Origin of the sequence: Bacillus sp. FSL E2-0195 (assembly GCF_038003645.1) — a bacterium.
GTDB classification, from domain to species: domain Bacteria; phylum Bacillota; class Bacilli; order Bacillales; family Bacillaceae_G; genus Bacillus_A; species Bacillus_A mycoides.
Genome location: NZ_JBBOPN010000001.1, coordinates 627,601 through 653,387 on the forward strand (window position 1 = coordinate 627,601; position 25,787 = coordinate 653,387).

20 protein-coding genes are annotated in these 25,787 nt (G+C 35.1%); 16 read left to right on the forward strand and 4 right to left on the reverse strand.

The features are described from left to right. Nucleotides 1–100 precede the first annotated feature (100 nt). From treR to treC, 3 genes are all read left to right on the forward strand, one after another. A complete protein-coding gene (gene treR / locus MHH59_RS03175; protein ID WP_002125187.1) occupies nucleotides 101–811 on the forward strand; it encodes a trehalose operon repressor in 711 nt (236 codons plus the stop codon). A 140-nt stretch (nucleotides 812–951) separates the two neighbouring features. Further along, nucleotides 952–2,379, forward strand: a complete 1,428-nt coding sequence (gene treP, locus MHH59_RS03180) for a PTS system trehalose-specific EIIBC component (RefSeq protein WP_002010521.1) — start codon at nucleotides 952–954, stop codon at nucleotides 2,377–2,379. Between the two features lie 13 nt (nucleotides 2,380–2,392). Then, on the forward strand, nucleotides 2,393–4,054 hold the full coding sequence (gene treC / locus MHH59_RS03185) for an alpha,alpha-phosphotrehalase (protein WP_340850818.1): 1,662 nt from the start codon (nucleotides 2,393–2,395) through the stop codon (nucleotides 4,052–4,054). A gap of 31 nt (nucleotides 4,055–4,085) precedes the next feature. Here treC and gerKC read toward each other — a convergent pair whose 3' ends face one another. From gerKC to gerKA, 3 genes are read right to left on the reverse strand one after another with little or no spacing between them, the layout of a single operon-like run. After that, nucleotides 4,086–5,210 (reverse strand): spore germination protein GerKC, encoded by a 1,125-nt coding sequence (gene gerKC / locus MHH59_RS03190; protein WP_088265497.1) that lies wholly within the window; start codon nucleotides 5,208–5,210, stop codon nucleotides 4,086–4,088. Next, the gene (locus MHH59_RS03195; protein ID WP_000185782.1) at nucleotides 5,191–6,297 is read right to left on the reverse strand and encodes a GerAB/ArcD/ProY family transporter; all 1,107 of its coding nucleotides are present in this window, start codon (nucleotides 6,295–6,297) and stop codon (nucleotides 5,191–5,193) included. Before MHH59_RS03195 ends, gerKC begins: the two co-directional genes overlap by 20 nt. After that, complete coding sequence (gerKA, locus tag MHH59_RS03200; protein WP_002125193.1) at nucleotides 6,278–7,780, reverse strand: spore germination protein GerKA; 1,503 nt, start codon at nucleotides 7,778–7,780, stop codon at nucleotides 6,278–6,280. Before gerKA ends, MHH59_RS03195 begins: the two co-directional genes overlap by 20 nt. A 402-nt stretch (nucleotides 7,781–8,182) precedes the next feature. On the opposite strand from gerKA, the gene MHH59_RS03205 reads away from it, so the two are divergent. From MHH59_RS03205 to MHH59_RS03265, 13 genes are all read left to right on the forward strand, one after another. Then, the gene (locus tag MHH59_RS03205) at nucleotides 8,183–10,015 is read left to right on the forward strand and encodes a GAF domain-containing sensor histidine kinase (protein ID WP_002125196.1); all 1,833 of its coding nucleotides are present in this window, start codon (nucleotides 8,183–8,185) and stop codon (nucleotides 10,013–10,015) included. A gap of 1 nt (nucleotide 10,016) precedes the next feature. Continuing rightward, nucleotides 10,017–10,658 carry a response regulator gene (locus tag MHH59_RS03210; protein WP_002035350.1) on the forward strand — a complete coding sequence of 214 codons (642 nt, stop codon included), beginning with the start codon at nucleotides 10,017–10,019 and terminating at the stop codon, nucleotides 10,656–10,658. A 370-nt stretch (nucleotides 10,659–11,028) separates the two neighbouring features. Continuing rightward, nucleotides 11,029–15,270 carry a S8 family serine peptidase gene (locus MHH59_RS03215; RefSeq protein WP_340850819.1) on the forward strand — a complete coding sequence of 1,414 codons (4,242 nt, stop codon included), beginning with the start codon at nucleotides 11,029–11,031 and terminating at the stop codon, nucleotides 15,268–15,270. 258 nt (nucleotides 15,271–15,528) lie between these two features. After that, a complete protein-coding gene (locus MHH59_RS03220) occupies nucleotides 15,529–16,128 on the forward strand; it encodes a TasA family protein (RefSeq protein WP_340850820.1) in 600 nt (199 codons plus the stop codon). A 200-nt stretch (nucleotides 16,129–16,328) separates the two neighbouring features. Further along, entirely contained in the window at nucleotides 16,329–17,015 is a 687-nt protein-coding gene (locus MHH59_RS03225; RefSeq protein WP_016126548.1) for a CPBP family intramembrane glutamic endopeptidase, read from the forward strand. A gap of 23 nt (nucleotides 17,016–17,038) precedes the next feature. Then, entirely contained in the window at nucleotides 17,039–18,010 is a 972-nt protein-coding gene (locus MHH59_RS03230; protein WP_340850821.1) for a phosphotransferase enzyme family protein, read from the forward strand. A 159-nt stretch (nucleotides 18,011–18,169) separates the two neighbouring features. Then, entirely contained in the window at nucleotides 18,170–19,630 is a 1,461-nt protein-coding gene (locus tag MHH59_RS03235) for an alanine/glycine:cation symporter family protein (protein ID WP_002125208.1), read from the forward strand. Between the two features lie 10 nt (nucleotides 19,631–19,640). After that, the gene (locus MHH59_RS03240) at nucleotides 19,641–20,495 is read left to right on the forward strand and encodes an amino acid ABC transporter ATP-binding protein (RefSeq protein WP_307838809.1); all 855 of its coding nucleotides are present in this window, start codon (nucleotides 19,641–19,643) and stop codon (nucleotides 20,493–20,495) included. Between the two features lie 12 nt (nucleotides 20,496–20,507). After that, on the forward strand, nucleotides 20,508–21,338 hold the full coding sequence (glnH, locus tag MHH59_RS03245) for a glutamine ABC transporter substrate-binding protein GlnH (RefSeq protein ID WP_002125212.1): 831 nt from the start codon (nucleotides 20,508–20,510) through the stop codon (nucleotides 21,336–21,338). A gap of 87 nt (nucleotides 21,339–21,425) precedes the next feature. Beyond that, nucleotides 21,426–22,082 (forward strand): amino acid ABC transporter permease, encoded by a 657-nt coding sequence (locus MHH59_RS03250; RefSeq protein WP_002090963.1) that lies wholly within the window; start codon nucleotides 21,426–21,428, stop codon nucleotides 22,080–22,082. Further along, nucleotides 22,083–22,727: an amino acid ABC transporter permease gene (locus tag MHH59_RS03255; RefSeq protein ID WP_002134376.1), complete on the forward strand. Its 645-nt coding sequence runs from the start codon at nucleotides 22,083–22,085 to the stop codon at nucleotides 22,725–22,727. Nucleotides 22,728–22,932: 205 nt separating this feature from the next. Next, entirely contained in the window at nucleotides 22,933–24,360 is a 1,428-nt protein-coding gene (locus tag MHH59_RS03260) for an amino acid permease (protein ID WP_059037711.1), read from the forward strand. After that, nucleotides 24,335–24,712, forward strand: a complete 378-nt coding sequence (locus MHH59_RS03265; protein WP_059037709.1) for an OsmC family protein — start codon at nucleotides 24,335–24,337, stop codon at nucleotides 24,710–24,712. The genes MHH59_RS03260 and MHH59_RS03265 overlap by 26 nt, the downstream gene beginning before the upstream one ends. Before the next feature lie 58 nt (nucleotides 24,713–24,770). Here the strand turns inward: MHH59_RS03265 and MHH59_RS03270 are convergent, their stop codons facing one another. Further along, nucleotides 24,771–25,754, reverse strand: coding sequence for a helix-turn-helix transcriptional regulator (locus MHH59_RS03270; protein WP_340850822.1), 984 nt, complete (start codon nucleotides 25,752–25,754; stop codon nucleotides 24,771–24,773). Nucleotides 25,755–25,787: the final 33 nt, after the last annotated feature.

A 25,787-nucleotide genomic window follows, 5' to 3' on the forward strand; every position in this document is an offset into this window, starting at 1 on the left:
CTATAGTTTTCTTGTACTGGAAAATAAGTGAGAGATTGGCAGAAGAGTATAGCGTGGTATAATACATATAGAACTAGAAGGTGACAAGGGGCTATTGTAGATGATGAGTAAGTATGAACAAATTTATACAGAAATCAGCAAGTCTATTGATAATAAACAATTAAAAGAAGGATGTAAAATCCCATCAGAAACGGAATTAATGAAGCAGTATGAGGCAAGTAGGGGTACTGTAAGAAAAGCTGTAGATTTATTGCAAGAGCGTGGATATGTTCAAAAAATACATGGAAAAGGTGTTTTTGTATTAAAGCGCAAAAACATTGAATTTAACTTTGGTGGTATTGTAAGTTTCCAAGAAGAAAATGAACGTCTAGGACGTCATTGTATTACAGAAGTCGTGGAAATAGAGAAAATGAAAGCGACACAAGATGTAGCAAAGTTATTAAACGTGAAAGAAAAAACGGAAATAAATCATATTAAACGTGTACGAAATATTGATGGAGAAAAAGTAATTTTAGATATAAACCATTTTGTATCGGAATATATTCCAGGATTAACGAGAGAAATTGCAACTGCATCGATTTATAAATATATTGAGAAAGAATTAGGGCTACATATTAGCTATTCACAGCGGGTAATTGAAGTGCAACCATGTACAGAGGATGACCGAAAGTATTTGGATTTAAATGGAACAGACTATGTTGTCGTTGTAAAAAACTTTACTTATTTATACGATGGGAGTCAGTTCGAATATACGGAATCACGTCACCGTTTAGATATTTTTCACTTTTCGGATGTGGCGCGAAGAAAATAAAGAGATGGAGCGAAATAATCGTTCCATCTCTTTATTTATAAAAAATCACCAACTTATATATATGAGTGTTGACTAACTTATATATACGAGTTAATATGTAAGTGTAAACGGTATCAAAAAAAGAAAAGAGGGACGGGAATATGGGGAAAGACTATCGTAAAACAGCAAAAGAAGTGTTGCAGTATATTGGTGGGAAAGACAATATTGAACAAGCTGCGCACTGTGTAACGAGGCTACGTATCGCTTTAAAAGATGAAAATAAAATAGATAATGATAAATTACAGTCTGTTTCATTAGTAAAGGGAGCGTTTCATAACGCTGGGGTATTTCAAATTGTAATTGGTCCAGGTGATGTCGATCGAGTATACGCTGAATTGATAACGCTTGCAGGTATGGAAGAATCGACAGTAGCTGACGTAAAAGGTTCAGGGGATAAAAAATTAAATCCAGTTCAAAAGTTTGTAAAAGTATTTTCAGATGTATTTATGCCGATTTTGCCAGCAATTATTACGGCAGGTTTACTAATGGGGATTAATAACCTGTTAGGGGCAAAGGACTTATTTTTTGATGGGAAAAATTTATTAGAAGTATATCCGAACTTAGGTGGGCTTTGGGATTTAATTAATATGATGGCCAATACAGCATTCGTATTCTTACCGGCACTTGTTGGTTGGTCAGCAACGAAGCGCTTTGGTGGTAGTCCAATACTAGGGATTGTTATGGGATTAATGCTTGTGCATCCGGCCTTATTAAACGCGTGGGATTATGGAAAAGCAGCGACTGGTTTAGAGGGACAAAAGATTGAGTACTTCGATATTTTAGGGCTATTCCAAATTGAAAAGGTAGGGTATCAAGGTCAAATTTTACCCATTTTAGTAGCAGCATTCGTATTAAGTAAAGTTGAAATCTTCTTAAAGAAACATGTGCCAAACGCAATTCAATTATTAGTTGTACCAATTACAACAATCGTTGTAACGGGTGTGTTAGCGTTAGGAATTATCGGTCCAGTTACACGTCATATTGGCGATTTATTAACGGCTGGATTAGTTGGCGTATATGAAACGGTACCAGTACTTGGAGCAGTATTATTTGGAGCATTATATGCACCGCTCGTAATTACAGGAATGCATCATATGTTTATTGCAATTGATTTACAGCTAATTGCACAGCACGGCGGTACATTTATTTGGCCGATGATTGCTCTTTCTAACATTGCACAAGGTAGTGCGGCACTAGCGATGTTCTGGATTTCTAAAAATCAAAATGATAAAAGTATGGCATCAACATCAGCAATCTCAGCGTACTTCGGTATTACAGAGCCAGCGATGTTCGGTGTGAATTTAAGAAATAAATTCCCGTTCTATGCAGCGATTATTGGGTCTGCTATAGCAGCGATATTTATTACATTAAATGGTGTATTAGCACCAGCAATCGGAATTGGCGGATTGCCAGCATTTATTTCTATCATTCCGAAATCGATTCCAATGTTTATTGTAGGGATGATAATCGCAGTAGTAATTCCATTTACATTAACATGGTTATTTGCGAAACGAGTAAAACAGAAGTAGGAGGAAATTAAGCATGAAAGATTGGCATAAAAGTGTAGTCTATCAAATTTATCCGAAGAGCTTTAATAGTTACTATAATAAAGAAACCGGTGATATAAAGGGAGTTACAGAGAAATTAGATTATTTAAAGGAACTTGGAGTGGATTATATTTGGTTAACACCGATATACCGATCACCACAAAATGACAATGGATACGATGTAAGTGATTATTACAGCATTGATCCATCTTACGGGACGATGGAAGAGTTTGAAGAGCTTTTAAAAGAAGCGAAAGTACGTGACATTGAAATCATGCTTGATATCGTTGTAAATCATAGTTCAACGGAGCATAAGTGGTTTAAAGAAGCAAAAGAAGATAAGAATAGTCCGTATCGAAATTATTATATTTGGCGTGATGAAAAGAATAATTGGCAGTCTAAATTTGGAGGATCTGCTTGGAAATATGATGAGAAAACAGGGCAATATTTTTTACATCTATTTGATGAGACGCAAGCTGATTTAAACTGGGAAAATGAAAAGCTTCGTGAAGAAGTGTACGATATGATGCGCTTTTGGTTGGAGAAAGGTGTAAAAGGATTCCGCCTTGATGTTATTAACTTAATTTCAAAAGATCAGCAGTTCTTAAATGATGACGGAAGTATGGCGACAAGCGATGGCCGTAAATATTATACAGATGGCCCGCGCGTTCATGAATATTTACAAGAGATGAACCGAAATGTTTTTGAAGGGAAAGATGTAATTACAGTTGGAGAAATGTCATCTACGACAATTGATAATTGTATCAAATATTCAAACCCTGAGCGTAATGAATTAAGTATGACGTTTAGTTTCCATCATTTAAAAGTAGATTATCCGAATGGAGATAAGTGGACGCAAGCTAATTTTGATTTCATTAAATTAAAAGAGATTATGTCTAATTGGCAAATTGAAATGCAAAAGGGCGGAGGATGGAATGCGTTGTTCTGGTGTAATCATGACCAACCTCGTATTGTGTCACGCTTCGGTGATGATAGAAAGTACCGAAATGAATCTGCGAAAATGCTAGCGACAGCTATGCATATGTTGCAGGGCACACCTTACATTTATCAAGGCGAAGAAATCGGTATGACGAATCCTAAATTCGAGTCCATCGAGCAATATCGCGATGTGGAATCGTTAAATATATATGATATAAAGCTGGAAGAAGGATTATCAAAAGAAGATATTATCGGGATTTTAAAACAAAAATCTCGTGATAATTCCCGTACTCCGATGCAGTGGAATGAAGAGATGAACAGTGGTTTTACAACAAGTACACCTTGGATTTCAGTGGCTGAAAACTTTACAGAAATAAACGTAGAAAAAGCATTAGAAGATAAAGAGTCTGTATTTTATCATTATAAAAAGTTAATAGAACTTAGAAAAACGTATGATGTAATTACAGAAGGGAAATATGCTATTTTAGATGGAAATCATCCTAGCATTTGGGCGTATACACGTACTGTAAATAATGAAGTATTACTTGTTATAAATAACTTCTATGGAGAAGAAATAACGTATTCTGTACCAGTTCATGTTCAATTAGATGGTATGAAACAAGAAGTATTATTATCAAATTACAAAGATTCAAGTAAAGATATTACCAATCTTAACTTAAGACCGTATGAGTCAATTGTATATCGTTATATGAAATAAAAGGTTGGATGCCGGCGGGCGTCCAACCTTTTTATTTTAAGACGCCACTATATAAAATCTTTACTTCTACTTCCGGTTTAAATTTTACCTTTGCATAATCTTTATTCCAATTCTTTTTCTTCCATAACTCTGGATGATAAGCGATAAGATTTCTACCTATACCGAAAGCATCACAATTTGCTTTTTGTAACCTGTTCGTTATTTGTTTTGCTTCTTTTGTAAGTTGTTTAGATAATTTTTCATTTAATTTTTTTCTTTCTTCCATTTTGTAAATATTATCTCTTGGAGCCTCAAGGGCTATAACTTTTAGTTGAAGCTTAATGTGAGCATATATATTTCCTTTTCTATCTGTTGTTATTTTTAAGTCTCGCTTTAACTTTCGATTACTAACTTCCATTGTTAAATAATCAGATGTCTTCTCTGATTCATCGCTAGTAAGTTTTTGGGTTATACGGGCACTTGTTCCCATTTTTCCGGTTAATAATACGAATAAAACAGATTGTTTCAAAGGTAAATGCCCAGTTAATTTATCATTGTTAAATAAAGCTAACCCGTTTGTAATTACTTCTTTTCCTTTTATTTTTATAGAAGGGAGGGTAAAGTCTTTACCGGGATCTAACATTTTTGTAGCAGCTGTTTCTAAAGTTTCTTTTGGAAATACACTCATATCTTCTAAGCTTTTCACTTTTTTCTTTAGAAAATCTCCAATTAGTAAATTTCCTACCTTCTTTTTTTCTAGTATCTCGGATGTTTCACCATCTACTGCAATAAGTTTTACTAAAGCAGTTGGGTTTGTTGGGTCCCGAAAGCTGACATCTAAATAGGGGAGTATACCTTTTTTTAGAATTTTGGTTCCTAGTAATTGAACACCATATTTAAAATAGCGAATATTCCCAGTCACATTTTTTTTTAGGGCATCGCTTGTATCCCTTATGTTATGCCCGTTTGCTGAATGTATTTCATTCTCGAATGAAGATTGCTCTCCGCTTGAACTTTTTACGAGTTCAAGCGTTTGCTGAAGTTTATTTTCTTCCGTAATATCATATCCAATGCTATAAGCTAATCTCGCTTCTCTTAATGGTTCTTGATCCCAACAGCCAGAAAGGAATGCACTAGTACATAATATAAAAAGTAATTTAACTCTTTTTTGGAACATACTGTTCTCCTTTCTTATTCCTTATTACTGAATAAAGTAGAAATAAAAGAGGGAGGACAACTATGAAAATATACGTGAACTTATCAGTAAAAGTTGCAATTACTTTTAATTCTTCAGGTGTATCTATAAATAGGGCTACACTAAAAGCAATAATACCAACGATTGGAACAGCCTTTTTATGATTAGCCAGATTGAAGATATGTCCAATTCCTATAGAAGCAGCACAGTAATAACTAGCAATAGAAGCTACAACAGTTATCATCCATATTGGGATGAATAGTAAATCGGTTCGGTCTATAATACCAATATGCAGAGAACGCAATAAGTAAGCAACTGGCTCTGGAATAAGTTCAACTTGTTTTGGACTAAATACGATAAAGCAAATCCAAACAGTAAAAGTATAAAAAAGAGTTACAAATCCATTAGCGATAGAAATTGCTTTCAGTTTTGCCACAGAACTCCCGTTTACTTTTGGGAAAGCGATAAGAATAATCTCAAAACCATACATAGCTGTAATGGTTTCTTTTGATGCTTGAATAATATTCCACCATCCGGCTTCTGTAATTGGAAAAATGTAAGAAAAATCAGCTCGTGTAAGCCCTAGGGCAATTAAAAGAGCCATTGGTAAAATGAGAATAGAAGCCATGACGTAAAACCGTACGATGACTTTGAACGTATTATAAGCTATGTAACAACAAGCTATTGTAAATAGCATGAGGGTGGCATACCAAGGAGTTGCTTGTAATATCCAAACTTTAATGACATTACAAGCATTTAACATAACCGTCATACCGATAAGGGTAAAATAAAAAACATAAGCAAAACCTAATAGTTTTCCAAACTTATTCCCAAATAGCATACAAACACTTTCATACATATCTGCATCAGGAAATCGTTTTAAGAAAAGCCACATAAGTAAAATAATAAGTTGAATTGCAAGACCAGCGATGAGAGCAGAAATCCATCCGCCACCTTTCGCTATTGGGTGAAGACGGTTTGGTAGAGAAAGTATACCAACTCCGATTTGGCATTGAATAACGAAAAAGGTAAATTGAACAAGTGAAATTTTACTTTGCGTGTTTGTCACCGTTCTCATCCTCTCTCGTTACATGTTGTCGTTGCATTTTTTTCGGTTTTGAATCATGTGGTCGTTCCCAAAACGACCAAATTGGTAGTCGTACAAAAGAGTCTTTCATATCTTTTATCCGCATCGGAGCAACAGGAGAAAGATAGGGGGTATGAAATGAATGTAACTGGCATAAATGAACGAAAGTTATAATGAGACCGAATGATATTCCTACATAGCCGAATATGGCAGCAAGGAGCATTAACGGAAAACGAAGAATCCGAACTGCGGAACTCATATCATTTGATGGAACAAGAAAAGATGAGATTGCAGTTAAAGCTACAACGATAATCATTGTATAAGAAACGAGACCGGCTTTTACAATTGCATCACCAATTACTAAACCACCTACAATACCGATTGTTTGTCCAACTCGGCTTGGCAAGCGAATACCAGCTTCCCGTAATAATTCAAAGATTAATTCCATTAAGAGAGCTTCAAAAATAGGAGGAAGTGGCACTTTTTCTAATGAAGCTTTAATCGTATAAACAAGTTCGAGCGGCAACACATCAGGATGAAAAGCAACTGTTGCGATATATATAGCGGGCAAGAGAAAGGCAATCAAGAAACTGACTAAGCGAATCATTCGGATGAAAGAACCGACAATCCAGCGGTTATTATAATCATCTGGTGATTGATAGAAAGCAAATAACGTAACAGGAACGATAAGTGCAGTTGGATCTCCATCAGATAAAATAGCAACTCGTCCTTCCATTAAATTTGCTGCGACTCTATCTGGACGCTCTGTATTTAATTGTTGCGGAAAGGGTGAGAAAGACGTATCCTCTATAAATTCTTGTATATATCCTGGAGGCATAAGTGCATCTGTCTTAATCGTTTCTAACCTTCTTTTTACTTCTGTAACTAGATCGTCATTAGCTATGTTTTGCATATAAGCAATTGCCACTTTCGTATGCATTTCTTCACCGAGTGTGAAATATTTAACGACGACATGTGGACTTTTTATGAGTTTACGAATAGAAGCTAAATTGGTTGCTAAATCTTCTACTAAACCAGTATGCGGTCCACGGACAATCCCTTCATTATCAGGTTCTGTTATATCTCTCTTTAAAGATAGAGCTGTTTCGAAAATACAAAAACTGTCGACGTGTTCATGAAAATATAAAGATTTACCTTGTAATAAAAGCTGCACACCATAATTTAAATTTGTTTCTTTTTTCATATTTAATGTGGCAAAAGCTTTATCTAAAGACAGATCCGATCGAGTTAATAATGGTTCAAGAGCTAATTGATGAATTAAATTTGGGTCTGCTAAAGATTCGATATATATAATTGTTCCTTTTCCATTTTGGAAAGGGACATCTAATTTTTTTATATCATCTGAATGACAGAGCTTATTTTCAATGTAATTAATATTTTCCGGAAGTGATGGAAACATATGCTTTTTTTTATTATCTTGTTGTGAATTTTTCTGTTCGGCCATAATTTCCATCTCCTTTACATTGAAATTGTTTCTGTTAATTTTTGTTGTTTGTGAGAAAATTATGCTTGGATTATTTGAAAAAAGTAGCTTGAAGGTTACGTTACATCATCTTTTATACTAAAGAAAATAGGATATAAGGGATGGAAAGAAAGCGTATATTAGATTAGCGATATTAATATATATCTTTTGTACTATAGAGGATAAGCCTAGCGGTATGCATAATTACATCGTTTGATGAATAGGAAATTTATGAGAATCGATTTATACTAATATTGTGTCTTGCCTTTTTAGGTGTAGTACACAGCCGGTGATTGGCTAGTGGAGGTTTTTCCATTTTGCCAGTGCCGGTTTTTTGTTGGATAATAGAGAAAATGAAGTTTTATAAAGAAAGAAGGGGTTGTTTTGAAGGATGTAAATTCTATCTTTATGAGAGAAAAGATTGCTAGTTCTTATCTTTATTTTATTTCTTTTCTTGGCTTGATTACTATAACCATATCTTTACTTGATATTAAAATCCCTTCTTATCCAACGATATTAATATTGTTATTAATATTTATGGGGATTGCAGAGTATTTTCCTGTACGATTTTGGAGAGGAACTAGCTCGCTTACCTTTCCGATAATTTACGCTATGAGTTGGCAGTTTGGAATCCATATGACTATTATTGCTATTGTACTCGTAACGCTAATTATTCACCTGCATCGTCGTTCACCGATACAAAGAATGTTATTTAATAGTACTCAGCATGCGCTTAGTTTGATCTTGGCCGAATGGTTTTCAAATAAATGTATGTCTTTATTAATTAACAAGATAGATATGTCAGTTCTATATGAAAATTTAATATCTTTGTTGTTATTTTGCGTGTTTTTTGGCTTCTTCAACAACCGCTTTTACGATTTGTTAATGATAATTCTTCCGCAGCCATATTCAATCTATCAGTGGTATAAAAAAACTGTAACGGTATTTCTTTGCGAAACTTTTGGTTTCTCTTATGCGGCCCTGATGCATGTATTAATTAGTACATATAGTGTGGAAATAAACGAGATTACAGTACTGTTTTTCTTTTTTCCACTTGTAGCAATTTCAGTTATTAGTTCTTTTTCTGTACGGATAAGGATGGAGAAGGAACGATTATATGAGCTGTTTCTTATTACGACAGAAATTAGTCGTGGACTAACCGGAGGAAACTTGAAACATATTAAACAAGCGCTTAAAGGCTTTTTTGGCATACAAGCATATGTAATATGGACAAAAGATGATGGGAACTGGAATCTTCTATTGAAAGATGGGAAAGTTCGTCTGGATATTTCTGATCATTCAGAAATATCCAAGGCGTTTGAGGGAATCTCTAAAAATCTTGTGTTTCATGATTGGAAAACTGGTACGGCTCCTGGAGATGAAATATTTGATAGCGTCATACGCTCGCTTGTATATTTTCCTCTTATTGTAAATGATGAACTAGTCGGAATGTTTGTTGCAGGGAAAAGTAGAACTGCGGGTTTTTTTCCGGAAGATGTACAGTCGTTAGCTACGTTTTCTAACCAATTAGCTAACGTAGTTAAAACAAGAATATTGATTTCTGAACAGGAAAAAAGAATGATTTTAGAAGAAAGAAATAGAATCGCACGCGAAATTCACGATGGTATTGCACAAACATTGGCCGGGGTGATATACCAACTAGAATCCGCGCAGAAAAAATACCGTGATAAACCAATAGATATGCAGCAAATAGTAGAGAAAAGTATAAAAGATTTAAGAGGAAGCCTAGGAGAAGTTCGTTATTCTATTTATGCTTTAAAACCATATCCGACACAACAATTAGGGCTTAAGCAGGCGATAGCAAGTAAAATAAAATCTTTAAAACAAGAATATGAACTAGATATTACATATCATGAAAGAGGTCATGCACGTGCACTCAGCTTTTCAAAAGAAAGAGTTATTTTTGATACATTACAAGAGAGTTTGCAAAACATTGTAAAACATGCACAAGCAGAAAAGACTGATGTTTTACTTAGCTATCAAAGTGAGCACGTGCTTTTAAGGGTTAAGGATAATGGAGTCGGCTTTTCACTATTTGAGTCTATGGTTAAAACGAAGAATGAGCCACACTATGGTATATTACATATGAATGAACAAGCTGAACAATTAGGGGCTACTTTACAGATTGATAGTTCTGTAGGGAAAGGGACAGAAATTACACTATTAATTCCAGATTCACAAACAAGGGGTGCGTAAAATGATTAAAATATTAGTAGTGGATGATCATGCTTTTTTACGAGACGCAATTCGGAGCATACTAGAGGATGAATCTGATATGAAAGTGGTTGGAGAAGCTAGCTCTGGGGACGGAGTATTGGGAAAAGTAGAAGAATGCAGACCAGATTGTATTTTGATGGATATTAATCTTCCAGGGAAAAATGGGATTGAAGCCACAGAGTTAGTAAAAAAAAATTATCCAAATTGCCGAGTGCTTGTGTTTACAATGTATGAACATGATGAGTATTTAATGGATGCACTTCAGGCTGGTGCTGATGGTTATTTATTGAAGGATTCATCATCGGAGCAGGTAATAGCAGCAATTCGAATGTTATATCGAGGCGATTCAGTTATTCATCCGCGTATGACTAAAAAATTAATTACATATCATCAGCAAAAAATGAAATTAGAATCAAATGAAAATGAACTGACGGAACGTGAAAAGGAAATTCTTTTTGAATTAGTAAAAGGACTTAGTAATAAAGAAATTGCTGAAGCTCTATATATTAGTGATAAAACAGTTAAAATTCACATCAATAAAATTTTTAAAAAACTAAATGTAAAAAGTCGATCGCAAGCGGTGATTTATGCTGTTCGAAATCAATTGGTTCCGTTGGATTAAATAAGAGATGTTTAAAAGAACTATCGTGTTTCTTTATTCTATATTACAAAGAATAAAGGGCAAGGTAGTTCTTTTGTACTATTTGGGCATAGAATCATTAGAAAAAAATTACTCCTTTTGTTCAATATTCAGAAAAATCAAAATGTGAAATAATAAAAATAGAATTATTGCTTAACGCTACTAATAATTCATGTTGTAAATCGTTGTAGTTGGAAACAATTTATGGGGGCTTTTATAGAAAGAAGATTAGTAGTGTTGGAGATTCTCGATTGTTTTAAATAGATTCAAGGTTGATAGAATTGCCAATGCTAAATAGGAGATCAGAGGATTTATTTTAGAAAAAATAATTTTAATAATAAGGAGATGCGCTATGAAGAAGGGGAAATTCGGAAAAATACTTATCGGAACGCTAACTGTTGGTATGTTAATGTCTCAAGGAATTCCATATAACGTATTGGCCGAAGAGGTAAATACAACTACTTTAACTGGGATTGATGATGCAAATGCTATATTGAAAGGTCTTACAAAGGAACAACGTAATGCCTTAAAAACGTTAAATACAAAACCAGGTTTTGTTATTTCACCAGGCATCAATACAGCAAGTCCTGATAATGTGAATGTGATTGTAGAGTTTAAGCAAGCACCTAGCAAAATCGAGATGTTAAAACAAGCAGCTAAGGGGAAAAAAATAGCCCTTTCAACTGCGGAACAAAAGGTAGAAGCATCTCATAAAGAATTTAAATCAGAGTTTGAGCAGCTTCAAAAGAATAAAGATAAAGGGACGAATTTTAAATCTGCCAAAATAACAAGAGAATATAAGAATGCTTTTAATGGTGTAGCGATTTCGTTACCTGCGAATATGATTGAAGACTTAGTTCGCACTGGTATTGTTAAGCGCGTATGGGAAGATAGTGAGGTCAAAATTGATTTACCGAAAGAAACAGCTAAGACGGCTGCCGAACCGAAAATGGCAGATAGTGTACCACAAATTGGTGTGGACAAGCTGCATGATGAAAAAATAACAGGAAAAGGAATTAAGGTAGGTGTACTGGACACAGGTATTGATTATAACCACCCTGATTTAAAAGATGCTTATAAAGGGTATCGTGCAAAGCAAGGTGAAGATGCAAGCAAAATAGATCCGAACTCAATAAAAGGATGGGATTTTGTTAATAATGATGCTGATCCAATGGAGACAACGTATAAGGATTGGCAAAATTCTGGAGGATATCCTGAAATTTATGATGGAAGTGCATACTATACATCCCACGGTACTCATGTAGCTGGGACAATTGCTGCAGACAAAAAGAATAGTGTGGATTATGCAGTTACGGGAGTCGCTCCGGATGTAGATTTATATTCATATCGTGTATTAGGTCCATATGGAAGTGGACAAACAAGCGGTATTCTTGCTGCGATTGATAAAGCAGTGAAAGACGATATGGACGTTATCAATTTATCATTAGGTGCGTCTATTAATGATCCTTTATATCCTACTTCTATTGCAGTAAACAATGCGATGTTAGCTGGTGTTGTTACAGTAGTAGCGGCAGGTAATAGTGGTCCAGAAGAAGGTACCCTTGGATCACCTAGTGCAGCAGCACTTCCAATTACAGTTGGAGCAAGCGATGCTGCGATGACTATCCCGACATTTTCCACCGATGCAGCTGATTTACATGTGGATAAAATGATGCTACTTGGAAAAAGCTTTACTGATAAGATTGAAGATTTGAAAGGTCAATCATTATCTGTTGTATATACAGGTCTTGGGAAAATAGATGATTTTAAAGGGAAAGATGTACAAGGAAAGTTAGCGCTCATCCAGCGCGGTGAGATTACATTCGATGAAAAAATTAAAAATGCTAAGGAAGCAGGTGCAAAGGCGGTAATTGTATATAACAATGTAGATGGTGAAATTACAAGTTACCTTGGGGAAAGTACTTCATCTATTCCATCGTTCCGCTTAACAAAGGCAGATGGTGAGAAATTGCAAGCAAAAGCTGTCCAAGGAGATGTCTCTTTAACATTTGGAGAACTGAGTAACACAAAAACAGAAGGAGATCACTTAGCTGATTTCAGCTCTCGCGGTCCTGCAAGTAAAACAGATGATATTAAGCCGGATATTGTAGCGCCAGGTGTTTCTATTTTCTCAACTGTTCCTGAATATATTAATGATCCAAAGGATGGAGAAAATTATCCGGTAGCGTATGGACGTATGTCAGGTACATCTATGGCAACTCCTCATACAGCGGGGGTGGCGGCACTCATTTTACAAGAACATCCAAACTATAGTCCGTTTGAAGTAAAAGAAGCGCTTATGAATACTGCAGTTGACTTAAAAGAGGCACGCTCTGTATTTGAGGTAGGATCAGGCCGAATTGATGCGTATCGTGCAGTTCATGCAGATACAGCTATCGAGGTTATCGATAAAACATCAAACGTTGTAAATGATGAAGAAGTAGAAATTGAAGAAAAAACAGGGTCTATTGCATTCGGGTATAAAAACCAATTGGGAAATGGACCTATTAAAGATAGTCGAAAAGTCTTAATTAAGAACAGCAATAAAACAGACGAGAAAGAGTTTAAATTAGAAGTAGAGTTTTCACCAACAAGTGTAGGTGTGCAAGATGCAGCGAAGAATGGTGTGAAGCTGAACGTACAAGATTCTATTAAAGTAGCTCCTAGTACATCAGGGGAAATTAGCCCTGAAATTATCATTCCAGAAAACGCTGAATTTGGTAGATATGAGGGATATATTCATATTTCAAATAAAAAAAATGAAAAAGAAGTATATCAAGTGCCATTTGCAGTTAAATTCACAGAAAAAGGAATTGAATCTGTAGATTTGCTGAGAGATGCAATGGCAACAGATACATCTAACTTCCATCCATTTATGGAAAGGCCGAGTTCACCGCTGACATTTCAATTGAACAGTCCACTTGAAACTATCGATGCAGTGGTGAAGGATCGAAAAACAGGAAAGGCATTAGGAATTGTGGGGACAATTAATGCTAGCAGTCTAACACCAAATATTGAATATATCATGTTCGATGGTATGGGTGGCTATGTATTCCCGTTTACAGGAGATCCAAATCATCCAATTGGAGACAAGCGAGTTACGTTGCCTGATGGAGATTACCAACTTGATTTCATTGGATATGACAAAGAAGGGAAACCTTATACAAAAGGAGATAGCGTAATTATTGATAATATCAAACCTGAAATGAAATTTACCGATGTAAAACCTGGCGTTCATGAGGTAAATGAATCTATGTTCAAAGAAGAAGATGGTCAGCGTGCATTATGGGTACATGGTAACATTTATGATTCTACGATAGATGTATTAAAGGCAAAAGGCCTTCAGTATGACCAAAAAACTAATGAAATTGTATATTACCAAAACTCTGCTTTTCCGTCAGGTTGGTTGAATACAATTCAAGCCAATGGTGATTTTAAATTTGGTGTACTTCCAGAGGAAATCAATGAACCGCTTAATTTAAGGTTATTTGGATATGATCTTGCAACTGCATCAAATATGGCAAATGGATTTAAAGATTATGTCTTTGTTAAAGAGGGAACGGAATACGCTGTCCCAAGCTATGACAAGGATAAAGTTAAACTAGGAGAAAAAATTACATTAACTTTAAATCTTAATAATGTGAAACAACTTATGTCAGGTACATTTGAGATTCCTTATAGTAAACAGTTGTTTAAATTTGTAGATGTTAAACCAAATCCAGCACTTGCAGAATATGCAAAACAAAATGGATTAAATATTAAATTAGAAGATCCAGTGATAAATGAAGAAGGAAACTGGGAAAACAAGGTGAAAGTTGGTGCATCTTTAGAAGGAACAGAATTTAAAGGTCTAGATGGAGACGCACCATTTGTAGATGTTACATTCGAGATGACGAGTGACGAGTATTTTAATAATTTAACAGCATTTGGAGTAGATAAATTCTCTTATACAAAAACAGGTGCATCAGAAGGCGTTGAGATTCCTGTATTTAAAGATAAATCCTTTTCTATTATTTCGAAACATGCAATGGTTACAGGATATATTGGACCAGAAGCTTTCTTAACTGAAGAGGGGTATTTAGGTAAGAATGACTACACAAAACTAGGAGCAAAAGTGTATGCAGTTGGTAAGGATGGAAAGAAATATACAGGAACGGTTGATGATAATGGGCAATTTGAAATTCATAGTGTTCCAGTAAGTGATACAGAATATAATATTTTCGTAGAAATGCCAGGTCATTTAAATAGTAAATTAACTACAAAAATAGGGAAAATGCAGGATGGAGAATTAGTGGGACAAAACTTTAGAGCTGATATGGATGAAAGCCTTGCAGGTGATGTAAACGGCGATAAAATGGTAGATATTCAAGATGCTAGAATAGCAGCTCTTTCATATGAAAAAGGAAAAGTGGCTGTAAAAGATGGAGATGTCAATCAAGATGGTGTTGTAAATGAAACAGATATTCGTTTTATTGAGAAGAATTTCTTGAAAAAGGGTTCAGATGCCAAAGAAAATCAGAAACCGAAAGAAAATGTAGGGCCAGTGACGTTAGATAAAATCTTACGTTCCATTGGATTAGAGCCAAAAAAATAAGTGGACAAACTTCTAGAGTAAATAAAGCAATAAGACAATGAATATAAAATTAAATGAGATTGGCTAACAAATAACCGGTAATGATTTACGGTAACATTACCGGTTATTTTAAAAGTAATAGTCGTTTGGGTACATGAAGTAACTAGCTTAAAGTTAGTTCGCTTTCGTTGTGGGACAAGGTAGTTGCTTAATTATTATTGTTTGTGGGCTGGAAATAAGGTTTGTAGTTTAAACTTTAAAAATAGGGGGACTTGTGAAATGAGTATTAAGAAAAAACTTGGTATGGGTGTTGTAACTGCAGCGCTTGGCGTATCTTTAATTGGCGGGGGGACATATGCGTATTTTAGTGATAAGGAAGTATCACAAAACACGTTTGCAGCCGGTACTTTAGATTTGAGTGTTAATCCTGAAGTTGTTATTAATGTCGACAATATTAAACCAGGTGATGAAATGGAGCGTGGTTTTCAATTAGTAAACAAAGGAACCTTAGCAATAGGAGATGTGAAACTTCTGACAGATTACAGTGTAATCGATGCTAAAGGAGATAATGGAAATGCTGATTTTGGTGATCATATCCGTGTTGATTTCTTGTGGAATTTGGATAAAAATGAGGTTCCAATTTGGTCTACTACATTATCTGAATTAAAGGTAGCTACGCAAAACGGAAGTATTCCTGATCTTGTACAAAAAGGTGTTGTAGACCGAGAAGGAAATGGACTTGCTCCTGGTGATGATGATACTTTCTACGTAATGTTCACATTTGTAGATAACGATGAAGAGCAAAATGTATTTCAAGGGGATTCATTGAAGTTAAATTGGACCTTCAACTCAATGCAGACAAAAGGTGAAGAGAAATAAAGATAAATATTATATATGAGAATGAATTGATGAAGAATTGAGGAATAGAATTTTTAATAGTGTAAAGGTTGATTGAGTGAATCAACCTTTTTTTATTTTGTGAGAAAATTATGCTTAGATTATTTGAAAAAAAGTAGCTTGAAAGTTACGTTACGTCATCTTTTATACTAAAGAAAATAGGATATAGGGGGATGGTGTAGATGACTTTAAAATGTATGTGGGGATGGAAAGAAATTTTATATTTATTTGTTTTTGTATTTCTGATTGTACCAGTAATGGTTGAATCTCTTTTTTATGATTATGCTTTAAAAATAATAGGGAACTCATTATATGCTGGAGTATTAATGGGACTTATAATGGCAGTGATATTTACATTTTTAGTTTATCTTTTTTGCATAAAAAGATATAAACTGTCGTGGAAAGATATTGGAATTCGGAAGCTTTCATGGAAAGATTTATTGTGGACATTTGTAGCGGTTATTTCTTTGATTGTAGTGAGTGTTGGAGTATTAATGATAATGGAGAAACTGGGGATTTCTTTCGAAAATAGTAAAACGGAGACGATCCAAAATGATAAATCAATATATGCGTTCTGTATCGCGGTAATTGGAGCAGCAGTTATATCACCAATCTATGAAGAAATTTTATATCGAGGTGTTTTTTATACGTTTTTTCGTGATAGATATGGCATATTGGGCGGGGTGATTATAAGTTCAATAATATTTACCGTTGTTCATATTCCAACATATAACACATTACCGGTGAATTTTTTAAGCGGTGTAGTATTTGCGTGGTTATATGAAAAAACAAATTCTATTTTATCGGCTATGATTGCACACGCACTATTTAATTTCATAGCAGTACTTCTTACATTTATGTCGAATTAAGAAGATATATAGGAGGGATACAAATGGAAATAGCGGTAGAACGTGTTTTTACGAATGAAATTTTAGCAAGAGCAGCAAAGGCATATCATGTAACGGTGGAAGAAAAGCCACTTGGTGATTTTGAAAATTATATTTTTAAGGCGAAGGGTAAAAATAATGAAGATTACGTATTACGCTTAACCCATTCTTCTCATCGGTCTAAAAAAGAGGTAGAGGCCGAACTAGATTTTTTACGGTATGTTGCAGAGCATGGGGCAAAAGTGGCGGGACCTCGTAATTCAATATCTCAAAACCTTGTAGAAGAAATTGGAGCGGAAGATGGCACTTTCTTTTTCGCGTCTTTATTTACATATGCACAAGGTGAGCAAGTAAAAGGAGAAGGATCGCCTTATTGGGGAGATGCTTACTTTGAAGCGTGGGGAAAAGCGATTGGACAACTGCACCGCCTTACAATGGATTATCCTAAAACAGACTACCGTGATACGTGGGAAGAGGATGAAAGTAGCATTGTTAATGGATTAGAAGATGAGAAGGTGAAAGGGATTGCCACTGTATTAATGGATGAAATAAAGGCTCTTCCAATCGAAAGAGAAACGTTTGGCCTTATGCATGGCGATATTCATCCAGGTAATTTTCATTATGATGGAAAAGGGCTAACAATCTTTGATTTTGATGACGCTGCCTATAATTACTTCATTCATGATTTGGCAATGGTTCTTTATTACTCTGTTCTTTTTACACCGTGGACATTGGAGAAAAAGACGGAATTTGCTCGTAAACAGTTACAAGTGTTAAGAAAGGGGTACGAATATGAGCACAGGCTGGTGGATAGTTGGTATGAATCGTTACCGTTATTTTTACGGTTACGTGATATAGGCCTATACGGTACGATTCAAAAGAAATTTAAGGGGAAAGATATGCCAGAGGATTTTCAAAAGTTATCAGATGAGTTGTATGAAAGAATTATAAAGCAAGAGGCAATAGTGAATACATAATACAGAGATAAGGGAACAAAGTATATAAAATAGATATATACTTTGTTTTTTTATACAAAAATATGTTTACTTTATTAAAATAATATTGTTATAGATTCGGTATACACTTATAATTTTATATATATTCTGAATATTCTTTATAAAGAAGGAGGGGGAAAGTTGGAAGCTATCGTAAGTTGGATAAATAATATTGTTTGGAGTCCAGCACTTGTCTATTTATGTTTAGGAGTAGGTCTATATTTTTCCATTCGAACAAGGTTTTTACAAGTAAGACATGTAGGAGAAATGGTGAAACTTACATTTCAAGGGGAAAAATCGGATGCGGGTGTTTCTTCATTCCAAGCTTTAGCACTTTCATTATCAGGGCGCGTTGGAACAGGAAATATTGCAGGTGTTGCAACGGCTGTTGCCTTTGGTGGTCCAGGAGCTGTCTTTTGGATGTGGGCGGTGGCCTTTTTAGGAGCAGGATCGGCTTATGTAGAATCTACATTAGCACAAATATATAAGACGAAACATCAAGGACAATTCCGCGGTGGACCTGCTTATTACATTGAAAAAGGACTAGGTGTTAAATGGTACGCTTTAGTATTCGTTGCAGCGACAATTCTTGCAACAGGAATGCTGCTTCCAGGTGTTCAGGCGAATAGTATTGCTGTAAGTCTAGAAACAGCTTTTGGTATTAATACTTCTGTATCCGGGGCGGTATTAGTAGCGGCATTAGCACTTATTATTTTTGGTGGAGTTAAGCGAATTGTTAACGTAGCGCAAGTTGTAGTACCGTTTATGGCACTTGGCTATATTTTAGTAGCTTGTGTAATTGTAGCTATGAATATTGAAAAATTACCAGACGCTTTCATGTTAATTTTAAAAAGTGCATTTGCATTAGAAGCAGCTTTTGGCGGGATTATTGGTTTAGCAATTTCTTGGGGTGTAAAACGTGGTATTTATTCAAACGAAGCAGGGCAAGGAACTGGGGCCCATGCAGCAGCAGCAGCTGAAGTATCGCATCCAGCTAAACAAGGGTTAGTACAAGCATTTTCCGTTTACATTGATACATTATTTGTTTGTTCAGCAACAGCATTTATGATGATTATTACAGGCATGTATAACGTATTTGATGCAAGCGGAAAAAACTTTATCGTCAATAAATTAAATGGTGCACAGCCAGGTCCTGGTTATACACAGGCAGCAGTAGAATCTGTTTTCCCTGGATTTGGAAACGGTTTCGTAGCAATCTCTTTACTATTCTTCGCATTTACAACAATTATGGCTTATTACTACATTGCAGAAACGAATATAGCTTACTTAAATCGTGATAAAGACCGTCCTTGGATGTCTATCGTACTAAAGTTTGTATTCTTAGGAGTTGTATTCTACGGTTGTGTAAAAACAGCAGCAACAGCGTGGGCTTTAGGAGATATTGGTGTAGGAATTATGGCATGGGTTAACATTATTGCGATTCTATTATTACAAAAACCGGCATTGATCGCATTAAAGGATTATGAAAAGCAGAAAAAAGAAGGAAAAGATCCAGTATTCGATCCGCAGAAATTAGGAATTAAAAATGCTGATTTCTGGGAGCATGAATACGGGAAAGACAAGAAAGAAGAAGTATCTTAAGAGAATAGAAATGAAGGAGCAAAGGGAAATCCCTTTGCTCTTTTTTATGGACAAAATGAAGATGAAAGTTATTTTTTTGCCTATTTTTGAATATAAAAAGAATGTACATGCTTTGTTTAGGAGAGGGGGGAGTATGGTGATAGAGTTTCGTAATGTAAATAAATATTATGGTAACTTCCAAGTTTTGAAAAATATTAATGTGCAAGTGAAAAAAGGTGAAGTGGTAGTAGTTGTTGGTCCTTCAGGATCAGGAAAAAGTACATTGCTTCGGTGTATAAATCAGTTAGAGGCGATTACTGATGGAGAGTTAATCGTACAAAATACAGATGTACACAATAAAAAAACAGATATGAATGAATTACGCCGAAATATTGGTATGGTCTTCCAGCATTTTTACTTATACCCACATAAAACAGTTCTGCAAAATATTACACTAGCACCAATTAAAGTAAATAAAACTTCAAAAGAAGAAGCAGAAAAAACAGCGATGGTTTATTTAGAGAAAGTAGGAATCCCGGAGAAGGCAGGTGTATATCCTCATCAATTATCCGGAGGTCAACAGCAAAGGGTAGCTATTGCTAGAGGGCTCGCGATGCAACCGAAAATTATGCTATTTGATGAGCCTACGTCCGCTCTTGATCCAGAGATGATCGGAGAGGTGCTTGATGTTATGAAAGCGCTGGCTAAAGAAGGAATGACGATGGTCGTCGTCACACATGAGATGGGATTTGCACGTGAGGTAGCAGATAGAATTTTATTTATGGATGACGGTCAAATTATCGAAGATACAACACCATCACAATTTTTTGCAAATCCTGAACAAGAAAGAGCACGTCTATTTTTAAGCCGGGTATTAAATCATTAAAGGAGGAATTTCATGCTTAAGATGAAAAAGTTGTTTACCCTAATCGTATTCTCATGTTTATTCGTGTTTATTGTTGCTGGGTGCGGGGGGAAAAAAGACGAGGCGAAAGAAACGAATACGAAGCAAGGCGGAGCTGTTGAGCAAATTAAGAAGCGCGGGAAGTTAGTAGTTGGAGTGAAGAATGATACGAATTTATTTGGATTGAAAAACCCTTCAACAGGGCAAGTAGAAGGATTCGATATTGATATCGCGAAGGCACTTGCGAAAAAAATTCTTGGTGATGAAAAGAAACTAGAGCTGAAAGAAGTAACGTCTAAAACACGTATTCCGATGCTGAAAAATGGTGATATTGATGCAATTATTGCGACAATGACAATTACGGAAGAACGCAAAAAAGAAGTAGATTTCTCAGATGTATATTTTAAAGCAGGACAATCGTTACTTGTGAAAAAAGGAAGCAATATTAAGAGCATTGATGATATAAAACAAGGCGTTAAAGTATTAGCTGTAAAAGGATCAACATCTACAAATAACATTCGCCAAAAATCACCAGAAGCAACAGTATTAGAGTTTGAGAATTATAGTGAGGCATTTACAGCGTTAAAAGCAGGTAAAGGCGATGTTTTAACTACAGATAATGCGATTCTTTACGGAATGGCAAAACAAGATTCTAATTATGAAGTTGTAGGGAAAATTTTCACGGATGAACCGTATGGAATTGCAGTACAAAAAGGTGCAGACGATTTAACGAAAGAGATTAATAGTTTATTAAAAGATATGAAAGCGAATGGAGAATACGATAAATTGTATGAAAAATGGATTGGTCAAAAACAAGAGAAGTAAAATGAAACTTTATTTCTCGTGATAAATAGTAAGAGTGAGAGGATGAGAGTACTCATCCTCTTCTTGTAAAGAAAGAGGGGAGAATATGTGCCTGATTTTTCTATATTAACGAATAACATTGATATGTATTTAGAAGGATTTAAATATACGGTTATGTCTAGTGTAGTTGCACTAATAGGAAGTTTTGTTTTAGGAATTGTTATGGCAGTGATGCGAATTTCACCTATTCGTATTTTGAATTGGATTGGCTCTGCCTATGTAGAGTTTGTTAGAAATATTCCACTCGTATTAATTGCATTCATTTTCTATTTTGCTTTGCCTGTAATAGGAATTACTTTCAACGGTTTTGTAGCAGGGACAGTTGCGCTTACAGTTTATACAGCGGCTTTTATTGCGGAAGTAATTCGTGCTGGTATTTTATCAGTCGCGAAAGGTCAAATGGAAGCAGCACGTTCTTCAGGATTAACTTATACGCAAGCGATGTATCATGTCGTCTTACCTCAAGCGATGAAAATCGTCATTCCTCCTCTAGGAAATCAATTTCTCAATTTAGTAAAAAACTCTTCAATACTCGGAATTATTGCTGGAACGGATTTAATGTATCAAGGAGACTTAATTTCAACGAAGACGTTCGTTACGTTTGATGTATATATATTTGTCGGGATGTTTTATTTAGTATTAACAATTCCGCTAAGTATGCTAGTGCGTTATTTAGAAAAACGCTTGGCAAAGGAGGCGGTATAAATGGATTTTAAAGGAGCGATAACAGGTGATCATATCCTCTTTTTATTAAAAGGATTACTCATAACGTTAGAGGTAGCGCTCATAGCAATTGTACTTAGCTTTATTATTGGTAGTGTAATAGGAATATTGCGCTATACGAAAATACCTGTCGTCTCACAAATATTAGGCTTTATCGTGGAAGTCATTCGAAATTTACCGCTACTTTTAATTATATTTTTTACGTATTTTGCACTTCCGGAAGCGGGATTGAAGTTAGAAATTATAACAGCTGCAATTGTTGCTTTAACAATATTTGAAGCGGCAATGATATCTGAAATTGTTCGAAGCGGTCTATTATCTATCGAAAAAGGGCAGATTGAGGCTGCAAGGTCTTCTGGATTAACGTATGTGCAAGCGCTTTGGCATATTATTTTGCCGCAAGCATTAAGAAGAATGGTCCCCCCGCTTGTTAGTCAATTTATTTCATTGTTAAAAGATACGTCATTAGCGGTTGTTATATCATTGCCAGAGCTTATGCATAATGCTCAAATTATTAGCGGGCAGAATGTAAATTATATGATTCCAACATTTATACTAGCAGCCTGTATGTATTTTGTTGTAAACTACGGTTTATCAATTTTATCTAGAAGATTAGAAATACGTTAACTCTTACAAAAAAATGTAAGAGTTTTTTCCTTATAAATCCTTTTTTTCCTCAAATTAGTATTGTGAGCTCTTAATATTTGAATTTTTATATTGTTTTATCAGAAAAGTTTTAATTTTATATAGAAATTGTAATCGCTTTCGTGTATATTTTTATTATCAGAAAATTTTAAAAAGAGATAGGGGTACTTGTAGGGGGAGGATTAAGATGCAGCAAACAACGAATGAGCAATTACATCGTACGATGAAGAGTAGACATTTATTTATGATCGCACTAGGTGGTGTAATCGGAACTGGTTTTTTTCTAGGTTCAGGTTACACCATTAATCAGGCTGGACCAGGGGGAGCCATCCTTTCATATTTAGTGGGCGGATTTATTATGTATTTAACAATGCTTTGTCTTGGAGAGCTAACGGTAGCAATGCCAGTTTCAGGATCTTTCCAAAAGTATGCGACGAAGTTTATTGGACCAGGAACTGGATTTATGATCGGTTGGCTATACTGGATTGGATGGGCAGTAACAGTAGGATTAGAATTAACATCGATCGGTTTAATGATGAAAAGATGGTTTCCGAATGTTGATGTTTGGGTATGGTGTCTCGTATTCGGAGTTATTTTATATGCTTCAAATGCAATATCAGCGAAGAGTTATGCTGAATTAGAGTTTTGGTTCTCTAGTATTAAAGTAGTTACAATTATTGCATTCATTCTACTTGGTGGTAGCGCATTACTAGGATTCTTACCATACGATGGAAAAGAAGCAGCGCCTCTTTTCTCTAACTTTGTAAGTGATGGTGGGCTATTCCCAAATGGACTAGCTGCAGTGCTTCTTACGATGATTACAGTTAACTTTTCCTTCCAAGGAACAGAGTTAATCGGGATTGCAGCAGGAGAGAGTCAGAATCCTGAAAAAACAATTCCACGTGCGATTCGTAATACAGTATGGCGCATTATGTTATTCTTCATTTTAACAATGACAATTTTAGTAGGGTTAATTTCTTGGAAAGAAGCAGGGATAATTGAAAGCCCATTCGTAGTTGTATTTGATAAAATCGGTATTCCATATGCAGCTGATATTATGAACTTCGTTATTATTACAGCTCTTCTATCTGTAGCGAACTCAGGGTTATATGCAGCAACGCGTATACTATGGTCACTTGCAAATGAAGGAATGGCACCAACTTCTTTCAAGAAAGTAAATAAACGTGGTATTCCGATTACAGCGTTAGTCGTAACAATTGCAGTAGCGGGCCTTTCTTTATTAACAAGCTTCCTTGCAGAAGATACAGTATATATGTACTTATTATCTATAGCTGGTTTATCGGCTGTTTCAAGTTGGATCATTATTGCTTTATCACAACTTCGCTTTAGAAGTCAGTATTTAAAAGGCGGCGGAAAATTAGAGGACTTAAAGTATAGAACACCACTATACCCGCTTGTTCCAATTTTAGCTTTAATTACAAATAGCGTCGTTGTTATTAGTTTAGCGTTTATTCCTGAACAACGAATGGCGTTATACTGTGGTATTCCATTTATCATTTTCTGCTACATATATTATTATATGAGTAAGAAACGGAAGAAACCGATGAAAGTGGAGATGGAAAAAACAAATGAAACTAACAATCAAACACGATGATATAGAAGCAGATTTATCGTATGGTCATTTAGCGATTGGAAAAGAAAACGGGTATTCACCGTTACAATTACTCGTTTCTTCTATTGCAGGATGTAGTGCAATTGTTTTTCGAACGATTTTAGAAAAGAAACGTATTACATACGATACGTTTACAATTGAAACTGAAATTGGGAGAAGTGAAGCTTTATCAAAACCAGTTGAAAGTGTTCATTTGCACTATAAAATTAAAGCGCAAAACATTACAGAAGAGCAATTAGACAAGGCGCTGCAACTTGCGGTGAAAAACTGTACGATCGTTCAATCTGTAAAGGATAGTATAAAAGTTACAGAAACAATTGAATTAGTAAAGTGAAACATAAAAACGTGAGAATAGGGCGCTCACGTTTTTATGTTTTTAAAAGAGGGATTTTTTAGTCTTCATACAAATGTAAAACTTCTTTCGCACGTATGCGTAAACCATCTATTAATTCTTTCGGTTCTAAAACTTTTGCATCTTTTCCAAGTCTATAAAATAAAGGCGTAATAAAATGGATTTCTCCTTTATCAATTGTTGAATGTATATGTCCTGTCCCGTCTTCCGTTACTACAACGAACTCTTCAAGGTAAGGAACGCTTTTACATTGACGTACGCCTTCTGTTGTCAGTAAAACATGTAACTGAGTAGGACTGTGTACTACGTTAGAGTTAGAGGCAAACCACTCTTCTAAATTCATGAATGTATCTTCATTTTCTTCCGTTGATAATATAGAAAGAATGCGATCAACACGATAAAGTAATACTTTTTTTCTACTAAATTCATAGGATGGCAAATACCATAAACCATCGTGAGCATATACACCGATAGGATGAACATGTTTTGTTTTAATCCCTGATTTAGATTCGTATTGAAAGTGTAAATTTTTATTTTCAATAGCCGCGGTTAATACTTCGTTTAAAAGAGGTGTATCAATTGTTCTCTTCGGATTCCAAAAAGAGATATAAGATCGTATTTTATCAACTTTCGCTTTCGCATCATGTTGTAGGGAGCTATACAGTTTATGCGTAACGGAATTGATTCCTGTGTTAAAAGGCAAGTCTCTGTAGTAGCTTAAAGACTGAAAAGCAAAAAAGATGGAGACCGCTTCTTCTTCGGTAAATAAAATGGGGGGAAGCATGCTGCTTGTTAATACTTTATATCCTCCGTTACGACCTTGTTCAGCGTAAATGGGTAATCCCATATCACTTAAATCTAAAATATATCTATGGACCGTACGAACGGAAATATTAAATTCATCAGCTATTTCTTGAGCTGTAAATGTTTTTTTCGTAGAAGCAAATATAAGAATGTCTAGTAAACGTTTTGCTTTTGACAAGGATATCACCTTTTTCTTTTTTAACATGACATAAGTTGTCATGTTTTATGGTTAGTATAGTGCTTATAAGATGAT

What these genes read in the sequence shown, in the direction of transcription:
- treR (WP_002125187.1), top strand. Translation starts at nt 101, where the DNA reads ATGATGAGTAAGTATGAACAAATTTATACAGAAATCAGCAAGTCTATT.
- treP (WP_002010521.1), top strand. Translation starts at nt 952, where the DNA reads ATGGGGAAAGACTATCGTAAAACAGCAAAAGAAGTGTTGCAGTATATT.
- treC (WP_340850818.1), top strand. Translation starts at nt 2,393, where the DNA reads ATGAAAGATTGGCATAAAAGTGTAGTCTATCAAATTTATCCGAAGAGC.
- gerKC (WP_088265497.1), bottom strand. Translation starts at nt 5,210, where the DNA reads ATGTTCCAAAAAAGAGTTAAATTACTTTTTATATTATGTACTAGTGCA.
- gerKA (WP_002125193.1), bottom strand. Translation starts at nt 7,780, where the DNA reads ATGGCCGAACAGAAAAATTCACAACAAGATAATAAAAAAAAGCATATG.
- MHH59_RS03210 (WP_002035350.1), top strand. Translation starts at nt 10,017, where the DNA reads ATGATTAAAATATTAGTAGTGGATGATCATGCTTTTTTACGAGACGCA.
- MHH59_RS03215 (WP_340850819.1), top strand. Translation starts at nt 11,029, where the DNA reads ATGAAGAAGGGGAAATTCGGAAAAATACTTATCGGAACGCTAACTGTT.
- MHH59_RS03220 (WP_340850820.1), top strand. Translation starts at nt 15,529, where the DNA reads ATGAGTATTAAGAAAAAACTTGGTATGGGTGTTGTAACTGCAGCGCTT.
- MHH59_RS03225 (WP_016126548.1), top strand. Translation starts at nt 16,329, where the DNA reads ATGACTTTAAAATGTATGTGGGGATGGAAAGAAATTTTATATTTATTT.
- MHH59_RS03230 (WP_340850821.1), top strand. Translation starts at nt 17,039, where the DNA reads ATGGAAATAGCGGTAGAACGTGTTTTTACGAATGAAATTTTAGCAAGA.
- MHH59_RS03240 (WP_307838809.1), top strand. Translation starts at nt 19,641, where the DNA reads ATGAAGGAGCAAAGGGAAATCCCTTTGCTCTTTTTTATGGACAAAATG.
- glnH (WP_002125212.1), top strand. Translation starts at nt 20,508, where the DNA reads ATGCTTAAGATGAAAAAGTTGTTTACCCTAATCGTATTCTCATGTTTA.
- MHH59_RS03255 (WP_002134376.1), top strand. Translation starts at nt 22,083, where the DNA reads ATGGATTTTAAAGGAGCGATAACAGGTGATCATATCCTCTTTTTATTA.
- MHH59_RS03260 (WP_059037711.1), top strand. Translation starts at nt 22,933, where the DNA reads ATGCAGCAAACAACGAATGAGCAATTACATCGTACGATGAAGAGTAGA.
- MHH59_RS03265 (WP_059037709.1), top strand. Translation starts at nt 24,335, where the DNA reads ATGAAACTAACAATCAAACACGATGATATAGAAGCAGATTTATCGTAT.
- MHH59_RS03270 (WP_340850822.1), bottom strand. Translation starts at nt 25,754, where the DNA reads ATGACAACTTATGTCATGTTAAAAAAGAAAAAGGTGATATCCTTGTCA.